Source organism: Streptomyces xanthochromogenes, assembly GCF_014650455.1.
In the GTDB taxonomy this organism is placed as follows: domain Bacteria; phylum Actinomycetota; class Actinomycetes; order Streptomycetales; family Streptomycetaceae; genus Streptomyces; species Streptomyces xanthochromogenes.
The window spans coordinates 443,368-463,249 of the sequence record NZ_BMUZ01000005.1 but is presented as its reverse complement, the minus strand read 5'-3'; the positions used below and the strand labels follow the sequence as shown (position 1 = coordinate 463,249).

At 72.1% G+C, this 19,882-nt stretch carries 15 protein-coding genes and 1 tRNA gene; 12 read left to right on the top strand and 4 right to left on the bottom strand.

The features are described from left to right. Positions 1 to 288 precede the first annotated feature (288 nt). The 9 genes from IE267_RS16240 (at position 289) to IE267_RS16205 (ending at position 12,558) form a co-directional block, all read left to right on the top strand. A complete protein-coding gene (locus IE267_RS16240; protein ID WP_189763776.1) occupies positions 289 to 495 on the top strand; it encodes a hypothetical protein in 207 nt (68 codons plus the stop codon). 188 nt (positions 496 to 683) lie between these two features. After that, a complete protein-coding gene (gene topA / locus IE267_RS16235; protein WP_189763693.1) occupies positions 684 to 3,506 on the top strand; it encodes a type I DNA topoisomerase in 2,823 nt (940 codons plus the stop codon). Between the two features lie 243 nt (positions 3,507 to 3,749). Next, positions 3,750 to 7,085, top strand: coding sequence for a dTMP kinase (gene tmk / locus IE267_RS16230; protein WP_189763692.1), 3,336 nt, complete (start codon positions 3,750 to 3,752; stop codon positions 7,083 to 7,085). A 478-nt stretch (positions 7,086 to 7,563) separates the two neighbouring features. Then, positions 7,564 to 8,769 (top strand): DNA polymerase III subunit delta', encoded by a 1,206-nt coding sequence (locus tag IE267_RS16225; protein WP_189763691.1) that lies wholly within the window; start codon positions 7,564 to 7,566, stop codon positions 8,767 to 8,769. A 263-nt stretch (positions 8,770 to 9,032) separates the two neighbouring features. Continuing rightward, entirely contained in the window at positions 9,033 to 10,592 is a 1,560-nt protein-coding gene (locus tag IE267_RS16220) for an alpha/beta hydrolase (protein WP_189763690.1), read from the top strand. 95 nt (positions 10,593 to 10,687) lie between these two features. Then, positions 10,688 to 10,761: transfer RNA gene (locus tag IE267_RS16215), tRNA-Thr, on the top strand. Positions 10,762 to 11,033: 272 nt separating this feature from the next. Continuing rightward, positions 11,034 to 11,720, top strand: a complete 687-nt coding sequence (locus IE267_RS39645; RefSeq protein ID WP_373304557.1) for a DUF5994 family protein — start codon at positions 11,034 to 11,036, stop codon at positions 11,718 to 11,720. 5 nt (positions 11,721 to 11,725) lie between these two features. Continuing rightward, a complete protein-coding gene (locus tag IE267_RS40145) occupies positions 11,726 to 11,860 on the top strand; it encodes a hypothetical protein (RefSeq protein WP_268251552.1) in 135 nt (44 codons plus the stop codon). A 302-nt stretch (positions 11,861 to 12,162) separates the two neighbouring features. Next, the gene (locus IE267_RS16205; protein WP_189763689.1) at positions 12,163 to 12,558 is read left to right on the top strand and encodes a DUF5994 family protein; all 396 of its coding nucleotides are present in this window, start codon (positions 12,163 to 12,165) and stop codon (positions 12,556 to 12,558) included. Between the two features lie 45 nt (positions 12,559 to 12,603). Here IE267_RS16205 and IE267_RS16200 read toward each other — a convergent pair whose 3' ends face one another. Both IE267_RS16200 and IE267_RS16195 read right to left on the bottom strand, forming a co-directional pair. Beyond that, a complete protein-coding gene (locus IE267_RS16200; protein ID WP_229861219.1) occupies positions 12,604 to 13,815 on the bottom strand; it encodes an MFS transporter in 1,212 nt (403 codons plus the stop codon). Between the two features lie 124 nt (positions 13,816 to 13,939). After that, on the bottom strand, positions 13,940 to 15,370 hold the full coding sequence (locus IE267_RS16195; protein WP_189763687.1) for a GH1 family beta-glucosidase: 1,431 nt from the start codon (positions 15,368 to 15,370) through the stop codon (positions 13,940 to 13,942). A 339-nt stretch (positions 15,371 to 15,709) separates the two neighbouring features. On the opposite strand from IE267_RS16195, the gene IE267_RS16190 reads away from it, so the two are divergent. The 3 genes from IE267_RS16190 (at position 15,710) to IE267_RS16180 (ending at position 18,398) form a co-directional block, all read left to right on the top strand. Next, complete coding sequence (locus IE267_RS16190) at positions 15,710 to 16,390, top strand: histidine phosphatase family protein (protein ID WP_229861217.1); 681 nt, start codon at positions 15,710 to 15,712, stop codon at positions 16,388 to 16,390. 151 nt (positions 16,391 to 16,541) lie between these two features. Beyond that, the gene (locus IE267_RS16185; protein WP_161253574.1) at positions 16,542 to 17,060 is read left to right on the top strand and encodes a SigE family RNA polymerase sigma factor; all 519 of its coding nucleotides are present in this window, start codon (positions 16,542 to 16,544) and stop codon (positions 17,058 to 17,060) included. A gap of 84 nt (positions 17,061 to 17,144) precedes the next feature. Then, complete coding sequence (locus IE267_RS16180) at positions 17,145 to 18,398, top strand: hypothetical protein (protein ID WP_189763686.1); 1,254 nt, start codon at positions 17,145 to 17,147, stop codon at positions 18,396 to 18,398. A gap of 63 nt (positions 18,399 to 18,461) precedes the next feature. Here the strand turns inward: IE267_RS16180 and IE267_RS16175 are convergent, their stop codons facing one another. Together IE267_RS16175 and IE267_RS16170 are read right to left on the bottom strand one after the other, a co-directional pair. Then, positions 18,462 to 18,974, bottom strand: a complete 513-nt coding sequence (locus IE267_RS16175) for a hypothetical protein (RefSeq protein WP_189763685.1) — start codon at positions 18,972 to 18,974, stop codon at positions 18,462 to 18,464. Positions 18,975 to 19,253: 279 nt separating this feature from the next. Continuing rightward, positions 19,254 to 19,754, bottom strand: coding sequence for a hypothetical protein (locus IE267_RS16170; protein ID WP_189763684.1), 501 nt, complete (start codon positions 19,752 to 19,754; stop codon positions 19,254 to 19,256). Between the last annotated feature and the right edge of the window lie 128 nt (positions 19,755 to 19,882).

The window sequence follows — 19,882 nt, the reverse complement described above, 5'->3', positions numbered from 1 at the left end:
GACGTATCGCGGCCGACACGCGCGGCGGACCCGGCCCGGCGCGTGCCGGGCCGGAGCAGGGCGGTACCGGAGCGGGACGGGGGCGACGCGGCCACGCTCGATGGGATGTGGTGCACGGCGCCGATGTGACGCACGACGCCTTGGGGCGCCCCCGAGGCGCCCCGAGTCGCGGGGGATCTGGCTGAAATGTGCATGACCGGGTGACCGTTCACCCGCCGTTCTCCGGGATGCGGCCCCCGCTCTGCCCGGGGGTGTGCCGCGCTGGTCAGGATCACGCCCATGAACGCTATGGGAGGGACCGAGACGGGGCCGGCCGTCTTCGCGGGGGCGGTGTTCGTGCTGTTCGGAGGCGCCCTGCTGCTGTGGACGGCGTCCTGTGTGCGCCGCCGCACGCCGGTCGCGTACGGCGCTCCACCGGTGCCGGCCGCGGTGCTCGCGAGCGTCTTCGGCGCCGTGTTCCTGCTGCTCGGGCTGTGGTGCTTCGCTCACATCTAGCCCGAAAGGGGATGAAACGCTTTTCGGAAGGCTTCGGGACGGTCCGGGCGGCAGGATCGCTGTAAGTCGGGTTACCGTTCGAGTGGCCGCTGCGGGCTTTTGCTGTTTGACACGGGGGCGGGTTGTACCGTCACACTCCGCAGCGTCACGTACTGACACCCGAGTGCCGACCGGAGAGAAGAGCGAAGTTGTCCCCGACCAGCGAGACCGCAAAGGGCGGCCGCCGACTCGTCATCGTCGAGTCTCCTGCCAAGGCGAAGACGATCAAGGGCTATCTCGGCCCCGGTTATGTCGTCGAGGCGAGCGTCGGGCACATCCGCGACCTGCCGAACGGCGCCGCCGAGGTGCCCGAGAAGTACACCGGCGAGGTACGCCGTCTCGGCGTGGACGTCGAACACGACTTCCAGCCGATCTACGTCGTCAACGCCGACAAGAAGGCCCAGGTCAGGAAGCTCAAGGAGCTTCTGGCCGAATCCGACGAACTCTTCCTCGCCACCGATGAGGACCGCGAGGGCGAAGCCATCGCGTGGCACCTGCAGGAAGTCCTGAAGCCCAAGGTCCCCGTCCACCGGATGGTCTTCCACGAGATCACCAAGGACGCCATCCGGGACGCCGTCGCCAACCCGCGCGAGCTCAACCAGCGCATGGTCGACGCCCAGGAGACCCGCCGCATCCTCGACCGCCTCTACGGCTACGAGGTCTCGCCGGTCCTGTGGAAGAAGGTCATGCCGCGGCTGTCCGCCGGGCGCGTCCAGTCGGTGGCCACCCGGCTCGTCGTGGAGCGGGAACGCGAGCGCATCGCGTTTCGTTCTGCTGAGTACTGGGACCTGACCGGGACGTTCTCCACCGGCCGGGCGGGCGACGCCTCCGACCCGTCCACGCTGGTGGCACGGCTCAACACGGTCGACGGCCGGCGCATCGCCCAGGGCCGCGACTTCGGCCCCGACGGACAACTGAAGAGCGACGTCCTGCACCTGGACGAGGCGAACGCGCGGGCCCTGGCCGCCGCCCTCGCCGAATCGTCCTTCGCCGTGCGTTCGGTGGAGTCCAAGCCCTACCGCCGCTCGCCGTACGCCCCGTTCCGTACGACGACGCTCCAGCAGGAGGCCTCGCGCAAGCTGGGCTTCGGTGCGAAGGCGACCATGCAGGTCGCCCAGAAGCTGTACGAGAACGGCTTCATCACCTATATGCGTACGGACTCCACGACGCTGTCCGACACGGCGATCACCGCCGCCCGGGCCCAGGTGACGCAGCTGTACGGCGCCGACTACCTGCCGGACAAGCCGCGCACGTACGCCGGAAAGGTCAAGAACGCGCAGGAGGCGCACGAGGCGATCCGTCCTTCGGGTGATCGTTTCCGCACTCCGGCCGAGGCCGGCCTGACCGGCGACCAGTTCCGGCTCTACGAGCTGATCTGGAAGCGCACCGTCGCCTCCCAGATGAAGGACGCGGTCGGCAACTCGGTGACCGTGAAGATCGCGGGCCGGGCGAGCGACGGCCGGCAGGCCGAGTTCACCGCCTCCGGCAAGACGATTACCTTCCACGGGTTCATGAAGGCGTACGTCGAAGGCGCGGACGACCCGAACGCCGAGCTCGACGACCGCGAGCGCCGGCTGCCGCAGGTGGCCGAGGGCGACGCCCTGTCGTCCGAGGAGATCTCGGTGGACGGCCACGCGACCAAGCCGCCGGCCCGCTACACCGAGGCCTCCCTGGTCAAGGAGCTGGAAGAGCGCGAGATCGGGCGTCCTTCGACGTACGCCTCGATCATCGGCACGATCCTGGACCGCGGCTATGTGTTCAAGAAGGGCACGGCGCTCGTCCCGTCGTTCCTGAGCTTCGCCGTGGTCAACCTCCTGGAGAAGCACTTCGGCCGGCTCGTCGACTACGACTTCACCGCCAAGATGGAGGACGACCTCGACCGCATCGCGCGGGGCGAGGCCCAGGCGGTGCCGTGGCTGAAGCGTTTCTACTTCGGCGAGGGCGACGCGGCGACGGCCGGTGCCGCCTCCTCCGCCGGCAACGGCGACGGGGACCACCTCGGCGGGCTCAAGGAGCTCGTCACCGACCTCGGCGCCATCGACGCCCGCGAGATCTCCTCGTTCCCCGTCGGCGACGGCATCGTCCTGCGGGTCGGCCGCTACGGCCCGTACGTCGAGCGCGGCGAGAAGGAGTCCGAGGGCCACCAGCGTGCCGACGTCCCCGAGGACCTGGCGCCCGACGAGCTGACCGTCGAGTACGCGGAGGAGCTGCTCGCCAAGCCGAGCGGCGACTTCGAGCTGGGCGCGGACCCGGTGAGCGGGCATCAGATCGTCGCCAAGGACGGGCGTTACGGCCCGTACGTCACCGAGATCCTGCCCGAGGGCACGCCGAAGACCGGCAAGAACGCGGTCAAGCCGCGTACCGCCTCGCTCTTCAAGTCGATGTCCCTGGACACGGTCACCCTCGACGACGCCCTCAAGCTGATGTCGCTGCCCCGCGTGGTCGGCGCCGACGCCGAGGGCGTGGAGATCACCGCGCAGAACGGCCGCTACGGGCCGTACCTGAAGAAGGGCACCGACTCGCGCTCCCTGGAGACCGAGGACCAGCTCTTCTCCATCACGCTCGACGAGGCCCTCGCGATCTACGCCCAGCCCAAGCAGCGGGGCCGCGCCGCGGCCAAGCCGCCGCTCAAGGAGCTCGGCGTCGACCCGGTCAGCGAGAAGCCGGTCGTGGTGAAGGACGGCCGCTTCGGCCCGTACGTCACCGACGGCGAGACCAACGCGACGCTCAGGACCGCCGACAGCGTCGAGGAGATCACGCCGGAACGCGGCTACGAACTGCTCGCCGAGAAGCGCGCCAAGGGACCGGCCAAGAAGACGGCCAAGAAGGCCCCCGCGAAGAAGGCGACGGCCAAGAAGGCCACCACCGCCAAGAAGACGGCGGCTGCCAAGACCACGGCGGCCAAGACGACGGCGGCCAAGAAGGCCCCGGCGAAGAAGACGGCCGCCAAGAAGACGGCGGCTTCGGAGTAGATCCGCAGCAGAGCAGCACCGACGGCGAGCGGGGGGCCGGGGCACACGCCCCGGCCCCCCGTCTCGCATCGGGCGTCTCGCATCGGGCGTTCCGCGTCGAGCGTTCCGCATCGGGCGTTCCGCGTGGAGCGTTCCGCGTCGGGCCCCGCGAAGGTCGAGCCCCGCCGGAGCCCGAGTCGCTCCGTCCGCCCATATGTTCGGGCACCCCCGCAGGGACCCGCACGCTCCGGATAGGCTGGGCGGATGACGCGAGGAGCCGAGCAACCCCCAAGCTCTGAAGGAGCCGGGGCGACACCCACGGTCGTGAGCCCCATCACCGACGGCCTAGCCGCAGACTCACGCGAGCGCGCCGTACGCGCCTTGCTGCGCATCCCCCCACTGCGACGATTGTGGAGCGCCCAGCTCGTCGGCGGGATCGGCGACACCCTCGCCGTGCTCGTCACACTGCTGTTGGCGTTGCAGGCCGCGCTGCAACAGGAATCCTTCGGCGGCGGATACCGGGGTGCCGCCTTCGCGGTTGCCGCGGTGCTCGGCGCCCGGGTGTTCGCGACGGTGCTCTTCGGCGCCGCGCTGCTCGGCCCGGTCTCCGCGCTCACCGCGCCGGGCGGGCCGCTCGACCGGCGTTGGACGATGGTCGGCGCCGACGGCGTACGCGCCGCGCTGTTGATCGTCGCGCCCCTGTGGATCGACTGGACCCCGCGCCACGCGCTGCTCCTTGTTCTTGTCACCGCATTCGTGGCGGGCGTGGCCGAGCGGTTCTGGACGGTCGCCAAGGAGAGCGCCGCCCCCGCGCTGCTGCCCGCACCGCCGCCGGAGGGCGCCGCCGTCCGGCCGCTGCCCGACCACCTCGACGCACTGCGCAGGCTGTCGCTGCGGACGACCTTCGTCGCGATCCCGCTGGGCGCCGCCGCCCTGCTCGTCGCCGCCCTCGTCAGCAATCTGCTCGGGGCGGGCATCGACTGGTTCACGCTGCACCAGGCCGCGCTCGGTTCGTACCTGGCGGCCGGCCTCTTCGCCGCGTCCATCTCCGTGGTCGCGCTGCTCGAACTGCCCGCCACCCAGACGCCGCGCCCCCGGTCGCCGCTGGAAGGGCTGCGCAGGCCGAGCACCGGAAACGGCCCCGACAAGGGGCGCACCGGAGCCGTCCCGCTGCTCGTGCTCGCCTGCGCATCGGTCGCCGCCGCCATCGCCGCGGCCGCCTCGGTCGCCGTGCTGCACGCCATGGACCTGGGCGGCGGCCCGGCCGCGTTCGCGCTCCTGGTCCTCGCCCTCACCGGCGGCACGGCGCTCGGCATCCGTACCGCCGCCAAGATCCTTCCGGTGCTCTCCCGGCGCCGGCTGCTCGCCCTGGCGATCACCGTCGCCGGCATCGCCCTGCTCGCCATGGGCCTCGTGCCGGACCTCGCGACGGTGCTGTTCATCGCGCTGGTCGCGGGCGTCGCCGCAGGAGTCGCGGCCAACACCGGGCACGTACTGATCGACCAGGAGACCGAGGAGTACCGCAGGTCCCGTACCGCCGAGCACCTCCAGGCGGTCGTGAGGGTCTCGATCGGGCTCGGCGCCATCGTCGCGCCGCTGCTCGCCGCGGCCATCGGCAGCCACCGGGTCGAGTCGGGCTCGTTCGTCTTCGCCCACGGCGGCGCCGGATTCACGCTGATGCTGGTCGGCGCGCTGCTGCTGCCCCTGGCCGCCGTGGTCCTCGCCAAGGCCGACGACCGCCAGGGTGTGCCGCTGCGGCGCGATCTGGCCGACGCGGTCCGCGGCGCCGACCCCGTGCAGGCACCGGCGGCGACCGGCTTCTTCATCGCCCTGGAGGGCGGCGACGGGGCCGGCAAGTCCACCCAGGCCGAGGCGCTCGCGGAGTGGATCAGGGCCAAGGGCCACGAGGTCGTGATCACGCGCGAGCCCGGCGCCACGCCGGTGGGCAAGCGCCTTCGGTCGATCCTGCTCGACGTGTCGTCGGCGGGCCTGTCCAACCGCGCCGAGGCTCTGCTGTACGCGGCCGACCGTGCGGAGCACGTCGACTCGCTGGTCAAGCCGGCCCTGGAGCGCGGCGCGATCGTCATCTCCGACCGCTACATCGACTCGTCCGTGGCCTACCAGGGAGCCGGTCGTGATCTGTCTCCGACCGAAATTGCCCGAATCAACCGGTGGGCAACTGGCGGACTCGTACCGAATCTGACCGTTCTGCTCGATGTTGCGCCCGAAACGGCCCGCGAGCGCTTCACCGAGGCACCGGACCGGCTGGAGTCCGAACCGCCGGAGTTCCACGGCCGCGTGAGGTCCGGGTTCCTCACCCTCGCCGCCGCTGACCCCTCCCGCTACCTGGTGGTCGACGCCGCCCAGGAACCGGAGGCCGTCACCACCGTCGTACGCCACCGGCTCGACCGCATGCTGCCGCTGTCCGAGGCCGAAGTGCGGGCTCAGGAGGAGGCGCGCCGGAAGGCCGAGGAAGAGGCCCGCAGGCGCGCCGAGGAAGAAGCCGCGCGCAAGGCCGAGGAGGAGCGCCTCGAACGCGAACGCCAGGAACAGCTCGCCAAGCTCCGCGCCGAGGAGGAGGAGCGCAAGCGGCGCGAGCTGGAAGAGGCGCGCCGCCGCGAGGAGGAGCGCCAGGCGGAAGAGGCCCGGCAGCGGGCCGAGGAGGCCAGGCGGCTCGCCGAGGAGGAGCGCGTCCGGCGCGAGGCCGAGGAGAAGGCACGCGCGGTCGAGCAGGAACGGCTGCGCAAGCAGGCGGAGGAGGAGGCCAGGCTGCGAGCCGAGGCCGAGGCCCGCCGCCTGGAGAAGCAGCGCAAGGCCGAGGAGGCGCTGCTGCGCGCCGAGGAGGCCCGCCGCCTGGCGGAAGCCGCCGCCGTCGCCGCTGCCGAGGAGGCCGCTGCGAAGCAGCGACGGTCGGCTGCGGCGGGGAACGCGTCGGGGGCCGTGGGCTCCGGGGGCGCTGCCGAAGGCGCCGGTCCTGGTCGCTCGGAGCCGTCCGGCCGGGCTGCCGGTGCGGCGGAGGCCTCGGAGTCGGAGGTCACCGTCGAGACGCCGGTGATCAGCCCCAACGAGGTGACTCAGCAGGTCCCGGTGGCCGAGCCCAACGAGATCACCCAGCCTGTTCCGGTGCCCGAGCCGGACGCTGATCGTTCGGATCGCACGGCTCGTGCGGATCGCACGGACCGCTCGGTGGACGCGACGGGTGCGGGCAGGTCCGGTCACGCCTCCGACGCCGAGGAGACGACTGTTCTGCCGTCGGTGCCGCACGCGGGCCGCGACACGGGTCGTGACGCGGGTCGCGACGCTCGGGCCGCCGACGAGACGGCGGTACTGCCGCCGGTGCGCGGCAACGCCCCCGCCGACCGGGTGCCGCCGGGCCTGTTCCGGGACGAGCGCACGGCGGAGAACCCGGCCGAGGGTGGCAACGAGCGCACGCGCGAACTGCCCCAGATCGACCCGGAGACGGGCCGGGAGCGCCCGCGCCGCCGCTCGGACTGGGCGGAGAAGACCCCGCTCGACGACCTGCCGACGTTGGCCGACGAGCTGCTCGGCCCGCGCGACGACGAGGGCGACAACCCGCGGGGCGGCCGCCGCAAGCGCTGACCCGGACGGGACGGTGCGGCTGCCCGAGGCCCCGGCATTCGTGCTGGCACGCAGAGCAAGTTGCGTGCCAGCACGATCGTTTGAGGGCCCGGAATTTTCTAGAGTTGCGGTACCGCGGAGCCGCCGCCGCGGTGCGCAGGGAAGGCACGGGCCGGGCCGAAGGGCCGCGGGGCAGACGAGGGCCAGAGCCGCGCAACGGGCTCCGGCCGGGATCGTCGGACCGATGGCCTTGGTCACCGGGCCCGCTGGCGTGGTCACCGGAACGACGGCCGGCGCCACCCGGTCGGCAGGCGTGGTCACCGGAACGACGGCCGGCGTCACCGGGGCGACGGGCGTGATCACCGGACCGGTGCCGGGGGCAGGGAGCGCATCCACCGGCTGCTGCCCTGACCTGCGGGGTTTTGCCCACTGGCGTCCGTTGTCAGTGGGGTGGCGCACAATGGGCGCAGCAGCGACCGGAGGGACGGAGGGGCAGTAGATGGCCGTTTGGGACGACCTGGTGGGCCAGGCCCCCTTGCAGGAGCAGCTGAGTGCCGCTGCCCGGGATGCCGATGCGCTGATCACCGCCGAGCGTTCCGGCGAGCCGCGCCCCGAGGCGTCGAAGATGACGCACGCCTGGCTGTTCACCGGCCCGCCCGGTTCGGGCGGCCCCACCGCCGCCCGCGCGTTCGCTGCGGCCCTGCAGTGCGTCAGCCCGGACCGTGCCCTGGGCGGCGAACCGGGCTGCGGTTTCTGCGACGGCTGCCATACGGCACTGATCGGTACGCACGCCGATGTCACGGTCATCACGACCGAAGGCCTCACCATCGGCGTCAAGCAGACCCGTGAGCTGGTGCGCGGCTCCCAGATGTCGCCGTCCGGCGGCCGCTGGCAGGTGATCATCGTCGAGGATGCCGACCGGTTCACCGAGCAGGCCGCCAACGCCGTTCTCAAGGCGGTCGAGGAGCCGGCTCCCCGCACGGTGTGGCTGCTGTGCGCGCCCTCCCTGGAGGACGTGCTCCCCACCATCAAGTCCCGCTGCCGTCACCTCACCCTGCGGACTCCGCCCGTTGAGGCGATCGCGGATGTGCTGATCCGGCGCGACGGCATCGAGCCCGAGGCCGCCTATGCGGCGGCCCGCGCCACGCAGGGCCACATCGGCCGGGCCCGCCGCCTGGCCACCGACGCCGCGGCCCGGGCCCGGCGGGCCGCCGTGTTGAAGGTGCCGCTGCGCGTGGAGGACGTGGGCGGCTGCCTCAAGGCGGCGCAGGAGCTGGTCGACACCGCCGCCGAGGACGCCAAGCAGCAGGCCGACGAGGTCGACGTCAAGGAGACCGAGGACCTCAAGGCGGCGATGGGCGGCGTCGCCGGGGGCCGCATGCCCCGGGGCACCGCCGGGGTGATGAAGGAGCTGGAGGACAAGCAGAAGCGCCGCAAGACCCGTACGCAGCGCGACAGCCTTGACCTGGCCCTGACCGAGCTGACCGGCTTCTACCGCGATGTCCTCACGCTGCAAATGGGTACCCGGGTGGCCATCGCCAATGAGGACGTACGGGACGCGGTGGACCGGATCGCCCGGGCGTCCGGCCCCGAGCGCACCCTGCGCCGCATCGAGTCGATCCTGGCCTGCCGCGAGGCCCTGGACCGCAATGTGGCCCCGCTCCTGGCGATGGAGTCGATGACGCTGGCCCTGCGCGCGGGCTGAGCCGGACAGGCAGGGCGGCCACGCAAGGCCGGTCAGGCAAGGCCGGAAAGGCAGGGCGGGGGAAACAGGGGGACAGAAGAGCCCGGACGGCAGGGGCCGGACGGAAGTGGACCGGGCAGCAGAGCCGGGACGGAATCGAGGGGGTGGATGGGTCATGCGGACGTGGTGGGACGCCGGGGCGGACGGGATTGACGGGATCACCCGTACGAGCCGTGCCGCCGCGCGCCGCATACATCGCGTCACCGGACGGATACGCTCCGCAGATGGACCCTAGGCGCCTGCTCCGTACTTCAGCCATCGCCGCCGCGACGGCCGGCCTGCTCATCTCCGGCTGCTCGTCGGGCAGTTCGTCCACGTCCGCGAACGCCTCACCGCACGACGCAGGCAAGGCGGGCCCGGCCGACGCCGCCACGGCGCGGGCCTTCGCCCCGTACTACACGCAGAAGCTGAGCTGGCGGGCGTGCGGTGTCGGCAAGTTCGAGTGCGCCACGATGAAGGTGCCGCTCGACTACGCGAAGCCCGCCGGCCCCTCCATCAACCTGGCGGTGGCCCGGGTGAAGGCGACCGGCCCCGGCAAGCGGATCGGCTCGCTCCTGGTCAACCCGGGCGGCCCGGGCGGCTCGGCGGTCGGCTACCTCCAGTCCTACGCCGGTATCGGCTACCCCGCGCCGGTGCGGGCCCGCTACGACATGGTGGCCGTCGACCCGCGCGGAGTGGCCCGCAGCGAGCCCGTCGAATGCTTGACGGGCAAGCAGATGGACGCGTACACGGAAGTCGACCAGACCCCCGACGACGCCGCCGAACAGGGCGCACTGGCCAAGGCGTTCAAGGACTTCGCGACCGGCTGCGAGACCAAGTCCGGCAAGATCCTGCCGCACGTCTCCACGGTTGAGGCGGCCCGTGACATGGACGTTCTGCGGGGAGTGCTGGGCGACCAGAAGCTGTACTACGTCGGCGCCTCGTACGGCACGTTCCTCGGCGCGACGTACGCCGAGCTGTTCCCGTCCCGTACCGGCCGGCTCGTCCTCGACGGCGCGATGGACCCCTCGCTCTCCTCCCTGGACATGAACCGCGACCAGACCGCGGGCTTCGAGACCGCCTTCCAGTCCTTCGCCGCGAACTGCATCAAGCAGAAGGACTGCCCGCTGGGCACCGAGTCCGTCTCGGACGCCTCCGACCGGCTGCGGAAGTTCTTCAAGGACACCGACGCCAAGCCGGTCCCCACCGGCCAGAGCCGCACACTCGGCGAGTCCCTCGCCACCACCGGCGTGATCGCCGCGATGTACGACCAGGCTGCCTGGCCCGAGCTGCGCACCGCGCTGAACCGCGCCATGGGCGGCGACGGCGCGGGCCTGCTGTCGTTGGCGGACTCGTACTACGAGCGCGACGCGAGCGGCAAGTACGCGAACCTGATGTTCGCCAACGCCGCTGTGAACTGCCTCGACCTGCCGCCGTCCTTCACCGGCCCCGCCGAGGTGGCCGCGACTCTGCCCTCCTTCGAGAAGGCCTCCCCGGTGTTCGGCGACGGCTTCGCCTGGTCCGGCCTGAACTGCACGTACTGGCCGGTCAAGGCCACCGGCGCGCCCCACCGCATCGAGGCGAAGGGCGCCGCCCCGATCCTGGTCGTCGGCACCACCCGCGACCCCGCCACCCCCTACAAGTGGGCCGAGTCCCTCGCGGCCCAGCTCTCCTCCGGCACCCTCCTCACCTACGAGGGCGACGGCCACACCGCGTACGGCCGCGGCAGCGACTGCATCGACACCGCGATCAACAACTACCTCCTCGACGGCACCCCGCCGCCGAAGGGAAAGCGCTGCTCATAGGCCCTCGGCGGCCCAGCCCGACCGTGGTCGGGAGCACTCCAGAAACTGTGTAGACTTGGCGACGCTGCTGCTCGCACCATGGTGCGCAGGGCGGTGCCGCCTTAGCTCAGTTGGCCAGAGCAACGCACTCGTAATGCGTAGGTCTCGGGTTCGAATCCCGAAGGCGGCTCTGTAGAAGCCCCAGGACTCACTCGCCGTGACCTGGGGCTTTTGCTATTGGTGCGGGCTTTTCGCGGTCCGGCCGGCGGGTGGGGGAGTAGCCTGTGCGCATCGAGGGCACTTCGCACACTGGCTGCCACGTCGGCGTCGTTCTCGGTGAGAGCGAATATCCCGGGCCGCGTTCCATCCACCCGGAGACAGGTCCGCGCCATGTCCGCGACCATTCACACCGGCATCAGCGCCGACGCCGGAGCCGAGGCAGGAGCTGACCCCGGCACCGGCATCAGCACCGAAACCGACGCCGACGCCGGCACCGAAACCGACGCCAGCACCCGCACCGGCACCGACGCCAGCACCGAAATTGGCACCGAAACTGACGCCAGCACCAGCACCGAGTTCGGCGTCGGCCCTGACGGCCCGGAGTCGCCGGGCGAATCCGGCCCGTGTTCCGCCGCCCGCGTCGCGTTGAAGGGGGGCGACGGGGCCCGCGGGCTTCTCGACGGGGCCTGGTGGCCGTACTCCCGTGACCTGGCCGTCGAACTGCCCTCACTCATCGGCGTACTCGACCCCCTCTGGGGGCGGGTCACCCGTATCGCCGTGAACCCGCGGTACTGGCCCGTCGTCCCGCACAAGGTGGCCGTGCGCGGGCACGTGGTGAAAGTGGGCTGGTTCAAGGCCGAGCAGGATGCGCACAAGCTGCTCCTGCTCTCCAACACCGTCGGACGCTGGGACCTGTTGGTGATCCCGCCCGGCACCCCCGCCGATTCGGCCGCCCGCCTCATGGCCGCCGCGTGCGATCCCGCCGGACCGGCCCTGACGGCCGGTGCGCTCATGGCGGAGGAAGCGGCCCGCTGCGCAGGCGGCGCGAGTGACGGGACGGCGCCGCGCCCGGCTTCCGAGGAGCCCGAGGACGAGACGCCCTCGACCGGCGGCGCGATCCCGGCCAGCCGTCTGGTCATGGGGATGTGACCGGCATGATCGAGGCCCTGACCGTTGCCCTGCTGCTCATCCTGATCGTCACGACGGCCCATACGATCCAGCGGATGAACGTCCTGCGCGCCCGGCGTGCCGCGTGGGCCGGGCACACACGGGTGCGTCCCCGCCCGTAGCGCCACCAGCCCCCTCCCGCCCCCCGCCAACCCGCTCGACCTCGCAGCCCCGGACCCCGGCCGCATCGAACCGACCGAGGACAAGGAGCCGCAGATGTATGCCAGTTGCGCCGACTGCGCCAGTCACCCCGGTTACCCCGGTTGTGCCGGCCACGTCGCTTACGCCAGTTCGGGCGAGCCTCCCCCCGCCACCGGCCCTCCAGGAAACACGTCCGGCGACCACCCCTTCCCAGGAGTTCCCCCCGCCGTGCCCGAGCCCCGCAAGGCCCGGCACCACCGCTCGTACCGGAGGCACCGCCATCATGACCACGACACCACTGCGCCCCCTGCCCCCACCCGGGCCGCCGCCCGGTTCCCCGCCCGGTTCGGCTCGCCTTCGGCTCACGCCGGGCCCGGGCGGACCACAGGCCATCGACGGCGTCTGGTGGCCACGCTCGGACGACCTGACCGTTGAACTCCCGGTCCTGGTAAGCGCGTTGCCGCACAGCTGGCCCCAGATCGCCCACGCCACCGTGAACGCCGCCATGTGGTCGGCCTTCCCCGGGCGGATTCTGCTCGCCAACCACGTCATCCGACTGCACCGCGCCACCGCCCGGCACGCCCCCGACACCCTCTGCCTGGTCGCGCCGGGCAGGGGGCGATGGGACCTGCTGGTCGTCCCGGCCTGTGCCGTCGGAGCCGACCGGCAGGCCGGCTGACCACCCCTCCGGGCCCCGGGCGCCCCAACGAGCCCCCGCCGCCCTTCACCGCACCGACCGGATCCGCCCCACAAGCACCGACCCGCCCACCCCGATCGCCCCCGCCAGCGTGTACAGGACCCCGTATCCGCCGAGGTGGGTGACGACCGGGGCCGCCACCACCGGGGCCAGGACCTGCGGCAGCGCGTTGGCTATGTTGATCACGCCCAGGTCGCGGCCCCGGTCGGCGGCGCTCGGCAGCACATCCGTGAGCAGCGCGAAGTCGACGGAGGTATACACCCCGTACCCGACCCCGAGCACCAGCGAGGCCACCACCGCGCCCGTCCACGTCTGCCACACCGCCAGGAGCAGGGTCGCCGCCGAGATGACGAGACCGGACCACACGACGAACACCTTGCGCCGCCCCGTACGGTCCGACCAGACGCCGCTGATCACCACCGTGCCGAGCAGCGTCACCGCGTCGAGGGCGGTCAGGATCAGCACACCGGTGTCCGCGTCACCCGCGTAGTGCACCGCGTCGGTCAGGTAGTACAGCAGGTACATCGTGCTGATCGAGTACGACAGGTTCATCAGGAAGCGCGTCATCCACGCCCACCCGAAGTCGGGGAAGCGGCGCGGATCGATCCAGAAGCCCCGCGCGAACTCCCGCCATGTGAAAGGTGGTTGAGAGCCAGGGGGCGACGAAGTGTCCCTGCGCATCAGCACGTACGGGACGATCGCCAGGAGCGAGAAGACCGCACACGCCACATAGCCCGCCGCGATGCCGCCCGCCACCGTCGCCAGCGCCGTGCCCACCAGGATGCCGGCCACCTGGGACACCCCGAGCCAGCCGCCCACCATGCCCCGCCTGCGGTGCGGGACCTGGTCCGGCACGGCGGCCGTCAGCGCGGCGAACGAGGCGTTCAGGGCCAGCTGAACCAGGCACCAGCCCGCCGCCATCACGGCCACGTCCGGCGCCCATGCCAGGAGCAGCAACCCCAGGGCGCCGCCCGTGCCGCCCGCCACGACCCACGGGATGCGCCGCCCGACCCGCGCCGTCGTACGGTCGGACAGCGCGCCGAACACCGGGTTCGCCACCATCGAGACCGCTGCCCCAAGTCCCGTCACAACGGCCAGGGTTGAGGCCTTGTGGTCCGGCGTGAAGTGCTCGGCCTGGCGGGCCAGGAGCAGCTGCAGTGGGCCGAACCACCCCACCCACACTCCGAGGTTGGCCAACGAGAGCGCCCCCACCCAACGCCCGCCGGGCTCCCGCTCCACGCCCTCCGCCGGCCCGACCCCAGCCTCCGTCGGCCCTCCCGCGGCCGTCGCCGGCCCGCCCCCGGCCTCCGCCCCGGCCTCCGGCGTCACCCGGTGTCCCCGCGCGGATTCCCGCAGCCCGCCGTCACCGGACCTCTCCGGGGGACCCCGGGCGGACCTCCCCGAGCGACCCCGGGCGGCTGTGCCTGATGACGTCCCGGTACCAGGCGTACGAGTCCTTCGGCGTGCGCGCCAGGGTCTCGTAGTCGACGTGGACGAGGCCGAAACGCTGCCGATAACCCTCCGCCCACTCGAAGTTGTCCAGGATGGACCAGATGAAATAGCCGCGCACATCGACGCCCTCCGCCATCGCCCGGTGCAGGGCTCGCAGATGACCGTCGTGGTAGGCGATGCGCCGGACATCGGCCACCCGGCCGCCGTTCGCCGGGTCGGGGCCGTCCCCGTACGAGCAGCCGTTCTCGGTGATGAGGACCGGGGGGAGCGAATCGCCGTACCGGGTACGGAAGTTGAGCAGGAGCTCGGACAGGCCCTCGGGGACCACCGGCCAGCCGAAGTCGGTGCGCTCGTGACCCTCGATCTCGTGCAGTCCGAACGGCAGGTCCGGCGGCAGATCGATCCCGGCGAGGCTGGTGACGGCCTCCGGCTTCGGCGCGCCCACCAGGGCCGGGTTGTAGTAGTTGATCCCGTACCAGTCCAGCGGCGCCGAGATGGTCTTCAGGTCCTCGGTCACCGGGCCCGGCATCAGTTCGGCCCAGCCCTCGGGGTAGGCACCGGTGAGGATCGGATCGGCGAACAGGCGGTTCATCAACGTGTCGTACAACTCGGCCGCCGCACGGTCCTCGTCGGTCTCCCCCGCCGTCCACACCGGGCTGTGCGAGGCGGCGATGCCGATCTCGCGCGCACCGGCGGCACGCAGCGCCTCAACTCCCAACCCGTGGGCCAGGAGTTGGTGGTGCGCCACCGGCAACGCGTCGAAGACCAGACGCCTGCCCGGGGCGTGCTCGCCGATCCCGTAGCCGAGCAGCGTGATCTCGGCGGGCTCGTTGAGGGTGATCCAGCGCGGCACCCGGTCCCCGAGCCGCTCCGCGACGACCGAGGCGTACGCGGCGAACCGGTACGCCGTGTCCCGGTCGAGCCACCCGCCGCGCTCCTCCAGGGCGAGCGGCGTGTCCCAGTGGAACAGGGTGGGGACGGGGGCGATCCCGGCGGCGCACAGCTCGTCGACGAGGCGGTCGTAGAAGTCGAGCCCCCGCTGGTTCACCGGGCCCTCGCCGGAAGGCTGGACCCGGGACCAGGAGACGGAGAACCGGTAGGCGCCGACGCCCAGTTGGGCCATCAGCGCGACGTCCTCGCGATAGCGGTGGTAGTGGTCGGTGGCCACGTCCGCGTGCGAGCCGTCCCTGATCCGGCCGGGCTCCCGGGTGAACGCGTCCCAGGCGGAGGGCCCTCGCCCCTCGGCGTCCACCGCGCCCTCGATCTGGAACGCGGAGGCGGAGACCCCCCACAGGAAGTCGGGAGGGAAGGAGGGCAGCGGCGGCAGGGGCGGCGGCGTCATGGGGGAACTTTTGGGCCCCGGGCCGGGTGCTGTCAATGGAAAGTGAACAAATTTCATGTTCGGGCGGGGAAACGCCAGAGCTCGGGTGTGAGGGGTGATGGACGGCGGGCCGCGTGCGGCGGGCGACGTGCGATGGGCGACGAACCGATGACGGTTGCAAGGCGTCATCTGATGACGACGGCGGAACCCAACTGCCCGGACCGACTGCCCGGACCATCTGCCGGGACCATCTGCCGGATCAAGACTGGCGCCTGACGACTGCCGGATGGTGACTGTCAGATCTCAGCCGTCAGATCTCACCTGTCAGATATCCACGTTCCAACCCCTAGGAGCAGCACCGTGCCCCACCCCATAACCCCCATAACCCCCGCAACCACTGCCCCCGCAGCTCCCCGCTACCTCTACCTCGCCCGGCATGGTGACGCGGGTCATGAGGGGCCCGCGCTCACCGACGCCGGGCGGCGGCAGGCCGGGCTGCTCGGGCGGCGGCTCGCCGGGGTGCCGTGGGACGCCGTGCACCACGGGCCGCTGGGGCGGGCCGCCGAGACCGCGCACCTCGTCGCCGCCGAACTGGACGGCGTGGTGCCGCAGGAGGCGGAGTGGGCCGGGGACTACGTGCCGTACTGGCCGGAGCGTGCGGAACTCCCCGGCGCCCACGCCGACCGCATCCTCGGCTTTCTCGGCGACCCGGGGCCGGGGGAGCGGGAGGCCGGGGCCCGGCTCCTGCGCGAGGCCATGGCCCGTTGCACCGGTTTCGCCGCCGGGGCCGCCCCGCGCCACGAGCTCGTGATCACTCACAGTTTCCTCATCGGCTGGCTGGTGCGTGCCGCGCTCGACGCGCCCGACTGGCGCTGGATCGGGCTCAGTCCCTGCAACGCGGCCCTGACCGTCATCCGTTACGCCCCCGACCGGCCCGCCTCCGTGCTGCTCCTCAACGACATGGCGCATCTGCCGGGCGAACTGAAGTGGACCGGGTTCCCGAAGCAGTACGACGACGAGTTCGGCACGTACGCCGTGTGAGCCCGGGGCAGCCGGCGGGCCCGCCGCGGGGCCCCGGAAAGTCGGGTGAAACATTACGGACGGTTCAGCGCGTCGAGGGAGTGCAGGGGGACGAGCGACGGGTGGGGGCGGGGGCAGAGCCGTGGTGCAAGCGGGGGGACAGGGGCGACCGGTGGGGGGTTCGAGATGGTCACGGGCCGAGGAGTTCAGGGAGTTCGCCGCCGGGCGCGCGGGGCAGCTCTTCCGTTCCGCCTGTCTGCTGACCAGTGGGGACACCCACCTCGCCGAGGACCTGGTGCAGGAGACGCTGGGGCGGATGTACGCGCTGTGGGGGCGGGTCGCCCGGATCGACAATCCGGCGGCGTACGCGCAGACCGTGCTCGTGCGGACCTTCCTCACCCACCGTCGGCGCCGCTCGGCCACCGAGCGGCCGCTCGGTGAGGTTCCCGAACGCCTCGCCGCCGCGGGCGACGACCCGGCCCTGCGCGTCGCTCTGCTCGACGCGCTCGGGCAGTTGTCGCCGAAGGACCGGGCGGTCGTCGTGCTCCGCTACTGGGAGGACCGCAGCATCGAGGAGACGGCGGACGCCATGAACGTGAGCTCGGCCGCCGTGCGCACCCGCTCGGTGCGTGCTCTCGCCAAACTGCGGGAGCTGCTCGGCGGATCGCTGGCCGAGTACGCCGCACTCTGACCGACAACGACCCTTCTGCCCGGCCCGGTTGGTGGCGGTCGGCAGTGAACCTTCAGTCATCGCAACAGGAAGGTGTGGTTCGCCATGCCCTTTGAGGACCGACTCGGCGAAGCACTGCGCCACACCGGGCACAGCTTCGAACTCGACGACCGGCGCGACCTGGTGGAGTCCGGTCTGCTGCGGGGTCGACGCCGCCTCGCCCGGCGCCGTACGGCCGCCGTCGCCGGCAGCGTCCTCGCGCTCGCCACCGTGGGCCTCGGCGGCGCCTACGCCGCGGGCCTGGTCGGCGGGGGGCACGGGGGCGGGGACAGCTCGGTGGCCGGGCCGGCGAAGCCCACCCGGCCGGTGGGCGGGAAGGCCGACGGGGCGCAGATGGTCGCGCTCCTCAAGTCGCTGCTTCCTGCGGGTGACGTCACCAAGGAGCAGGGGAGCGGGCCAGCCGATCCGGCGAAGCCGGCGAACGCCGATGACGCGAGCCTCGTGGCGCCCGCGCCCGCCGCGTCCGTCGTGTTCGACGACGGCAGGGGCGCGGGCGCGATCGGGCTCATGGTGAACAGGGTCGATCCGGCCGCCGAGTCCAGCGGCCAGCAGGTCTCCTGCCCGGCCAAGGCCGTCGTGCACTACGACGCCTGCACGGCCGAGAAGCTGGCCGACGGCTCCCGGTTCATGCTGTTCCAGGGCTACGAGTACCCCGACCGGCGTGAGCCGACCAAGCATTGGCGGGCCGTTCTGCTGACCCCGAAGGGCGCACTCGTCGACGTGAGCGAGTGGAACGCGCCGTCGGAGAAGGGCGCCGCGACCACCCGGGACACCCCGCCGCTCACCGTTGCCCAGCTCAGGACGGTGGCCACCGCGCCCCAGTGGCTCACGGTGGCGGACGGCCTGGCCGCGCCCGCCGAGGAGGCCGGGTCCGGCATGGCCTCCGGCAGCGCGGTCGAGAAGCAGCTCCTCGCCCTGCTGCCCGCTGGCAAGGGTCTCAAGGTCGTCGAGAAGGGCAACCAGGACGGCTTCGCCTTCGCCGTGGTCGACGACGGCAAGGGCAAGAGCCTTGTGCAGATCAATGTGCAGTCCCGGATGTCGGACGTCTCGCCCCGGGGCGAGACATCGACCCTGCCGGACGGCACCCGGATCGGCCTGGACAAGGAGCCGGGCGAGAAGGGCGGGGCCGGGGTCGTGCAGTGGATCGCCGACACCGTGCGCCCCGACGGGTTCCGGGTCGTCGTCGCCGCCTTCAACGCGGGGGATCAGAGCGAGCCGGCCACACGCACCGCGCCCGTCCTCACCCTGGACCAGCTGAGGACGATCGCCCTCGATCCGCATTGGCTCAGTATGCGGTGACGGCCTTCAACTGCCTTCCGGATGAGGTTGTTTGGGTGCTCGTGGTTGGTCCTGGGGCAGGCCTCACAGCTTCCCCAGGACCACTCCTCGCCATGTCCAGCCGGAAGTGAGGACCGTCTCGCGCAGGGGTTCGCGCAGTTGGGCGCTGTCGAAGTGGAAGGTCTCCGTCGCTTGCAGGCGGCCGTTCGAACCGCGGCCGATGGTCCACTCGCGGCTGACGGTCCGGCTCGCTCCGCGTGTGCGCTGCGATGTCACCTGGAGCGTCGTGGGAGTTCCGACCCGGCTGAGCTCCCACTGGTCTTCCAGGGCGCGCACTTCGCGCGCCTCGGCGTCCAGCCTCATGCGGATGCGCACGGCGTGACTGATCCGGGACTGGACGAACGTCTGCCGCCAGGCGGGCTCCGTCAGCCGCCACTCCGCCAGGAGGTCGCACCCCTCGCCACCGCCGTACCGGACGACGTACGCGACGTCGGGCCGGTTGAGGCCGAGCAGGGCCGCCCGCAGTTCCTGCGCAGGGACCGGTGGCACTCCCTCGGGCGGACGTCGAGTGCCGGTCAGCTTGTCGAAGAGTCCCATGGCCCCAACCTATGAAGGCTGTCGGTGGCACACAAGCCATGACGACTCCCCACCAAAGGCCGCCAGGGCCCCCAGGCCGCCAGGGCCCCCAGGTCACCAGGGCCCCCAGGTCACCAGGGCCCCCAGGTCACCAGGGCCCCCGGTCACCAGGGCCCCAGGCCACCAGGTCCACCTGGCACCCCTTGCGTCCCGAACACCTCAGGTGAGCCCCACATCCGGGCCCCACATCCGGGCCCCACATCCGGGCCCCACGCCCGGGTCCCGCGTCCGGGGTCCGCGCTACTGCGTCGCACTTCCGCCCGGGCGGACGCTGCGCACCAGGAGCTGGAAGTCGGCCAGTACGTCGGGGTGTTGCGCCGCCGAGGAGGTGAGGACCAGGCGGATCACGACTCGCTTGTGCGGATCGTGGACGTCGAGCATGGAGAGGTACACCTGCGACTGGACGAGGTCCTGGTGCTGCCCGCCGACGACGGTCGAGAAGACCAGGGTCTGGGCGAGCCCGGGCGCATCCGTCGAGCCGGTCTCGCTGCGGTCGGTGACGGTGACCGGCGTGCGGGAGACCGCCCCCATCGAATGCACCGACCCGTCGGCGATCTCGGGCAACGTCGCCGGGTCGGGGCGGTACTCGCCGTCGACGGTGATGTTGGCGGTGAAGCCGGCGTCCGGGGAGAAGTGGAGCGCGACGAATGCCGCGCCGGGTGCGCCTGCCTCGTCCGGCGACGCGGGGCGCCAGCCTTGCGGCACATCGAACTCGATCGGGACCGGCAGGCTCGTCGTCATCTTCGGGCTTCCTTCATTCGGTGACGCCACGGGCATCCTGAGTGCCACGGGCATCCTGAGTGCCGCGGGCATCCTCTGCGCTCCGGGCATGTTCTGTGCGCCGGGGCTCTGTTGCGCCGGTGCGGGGG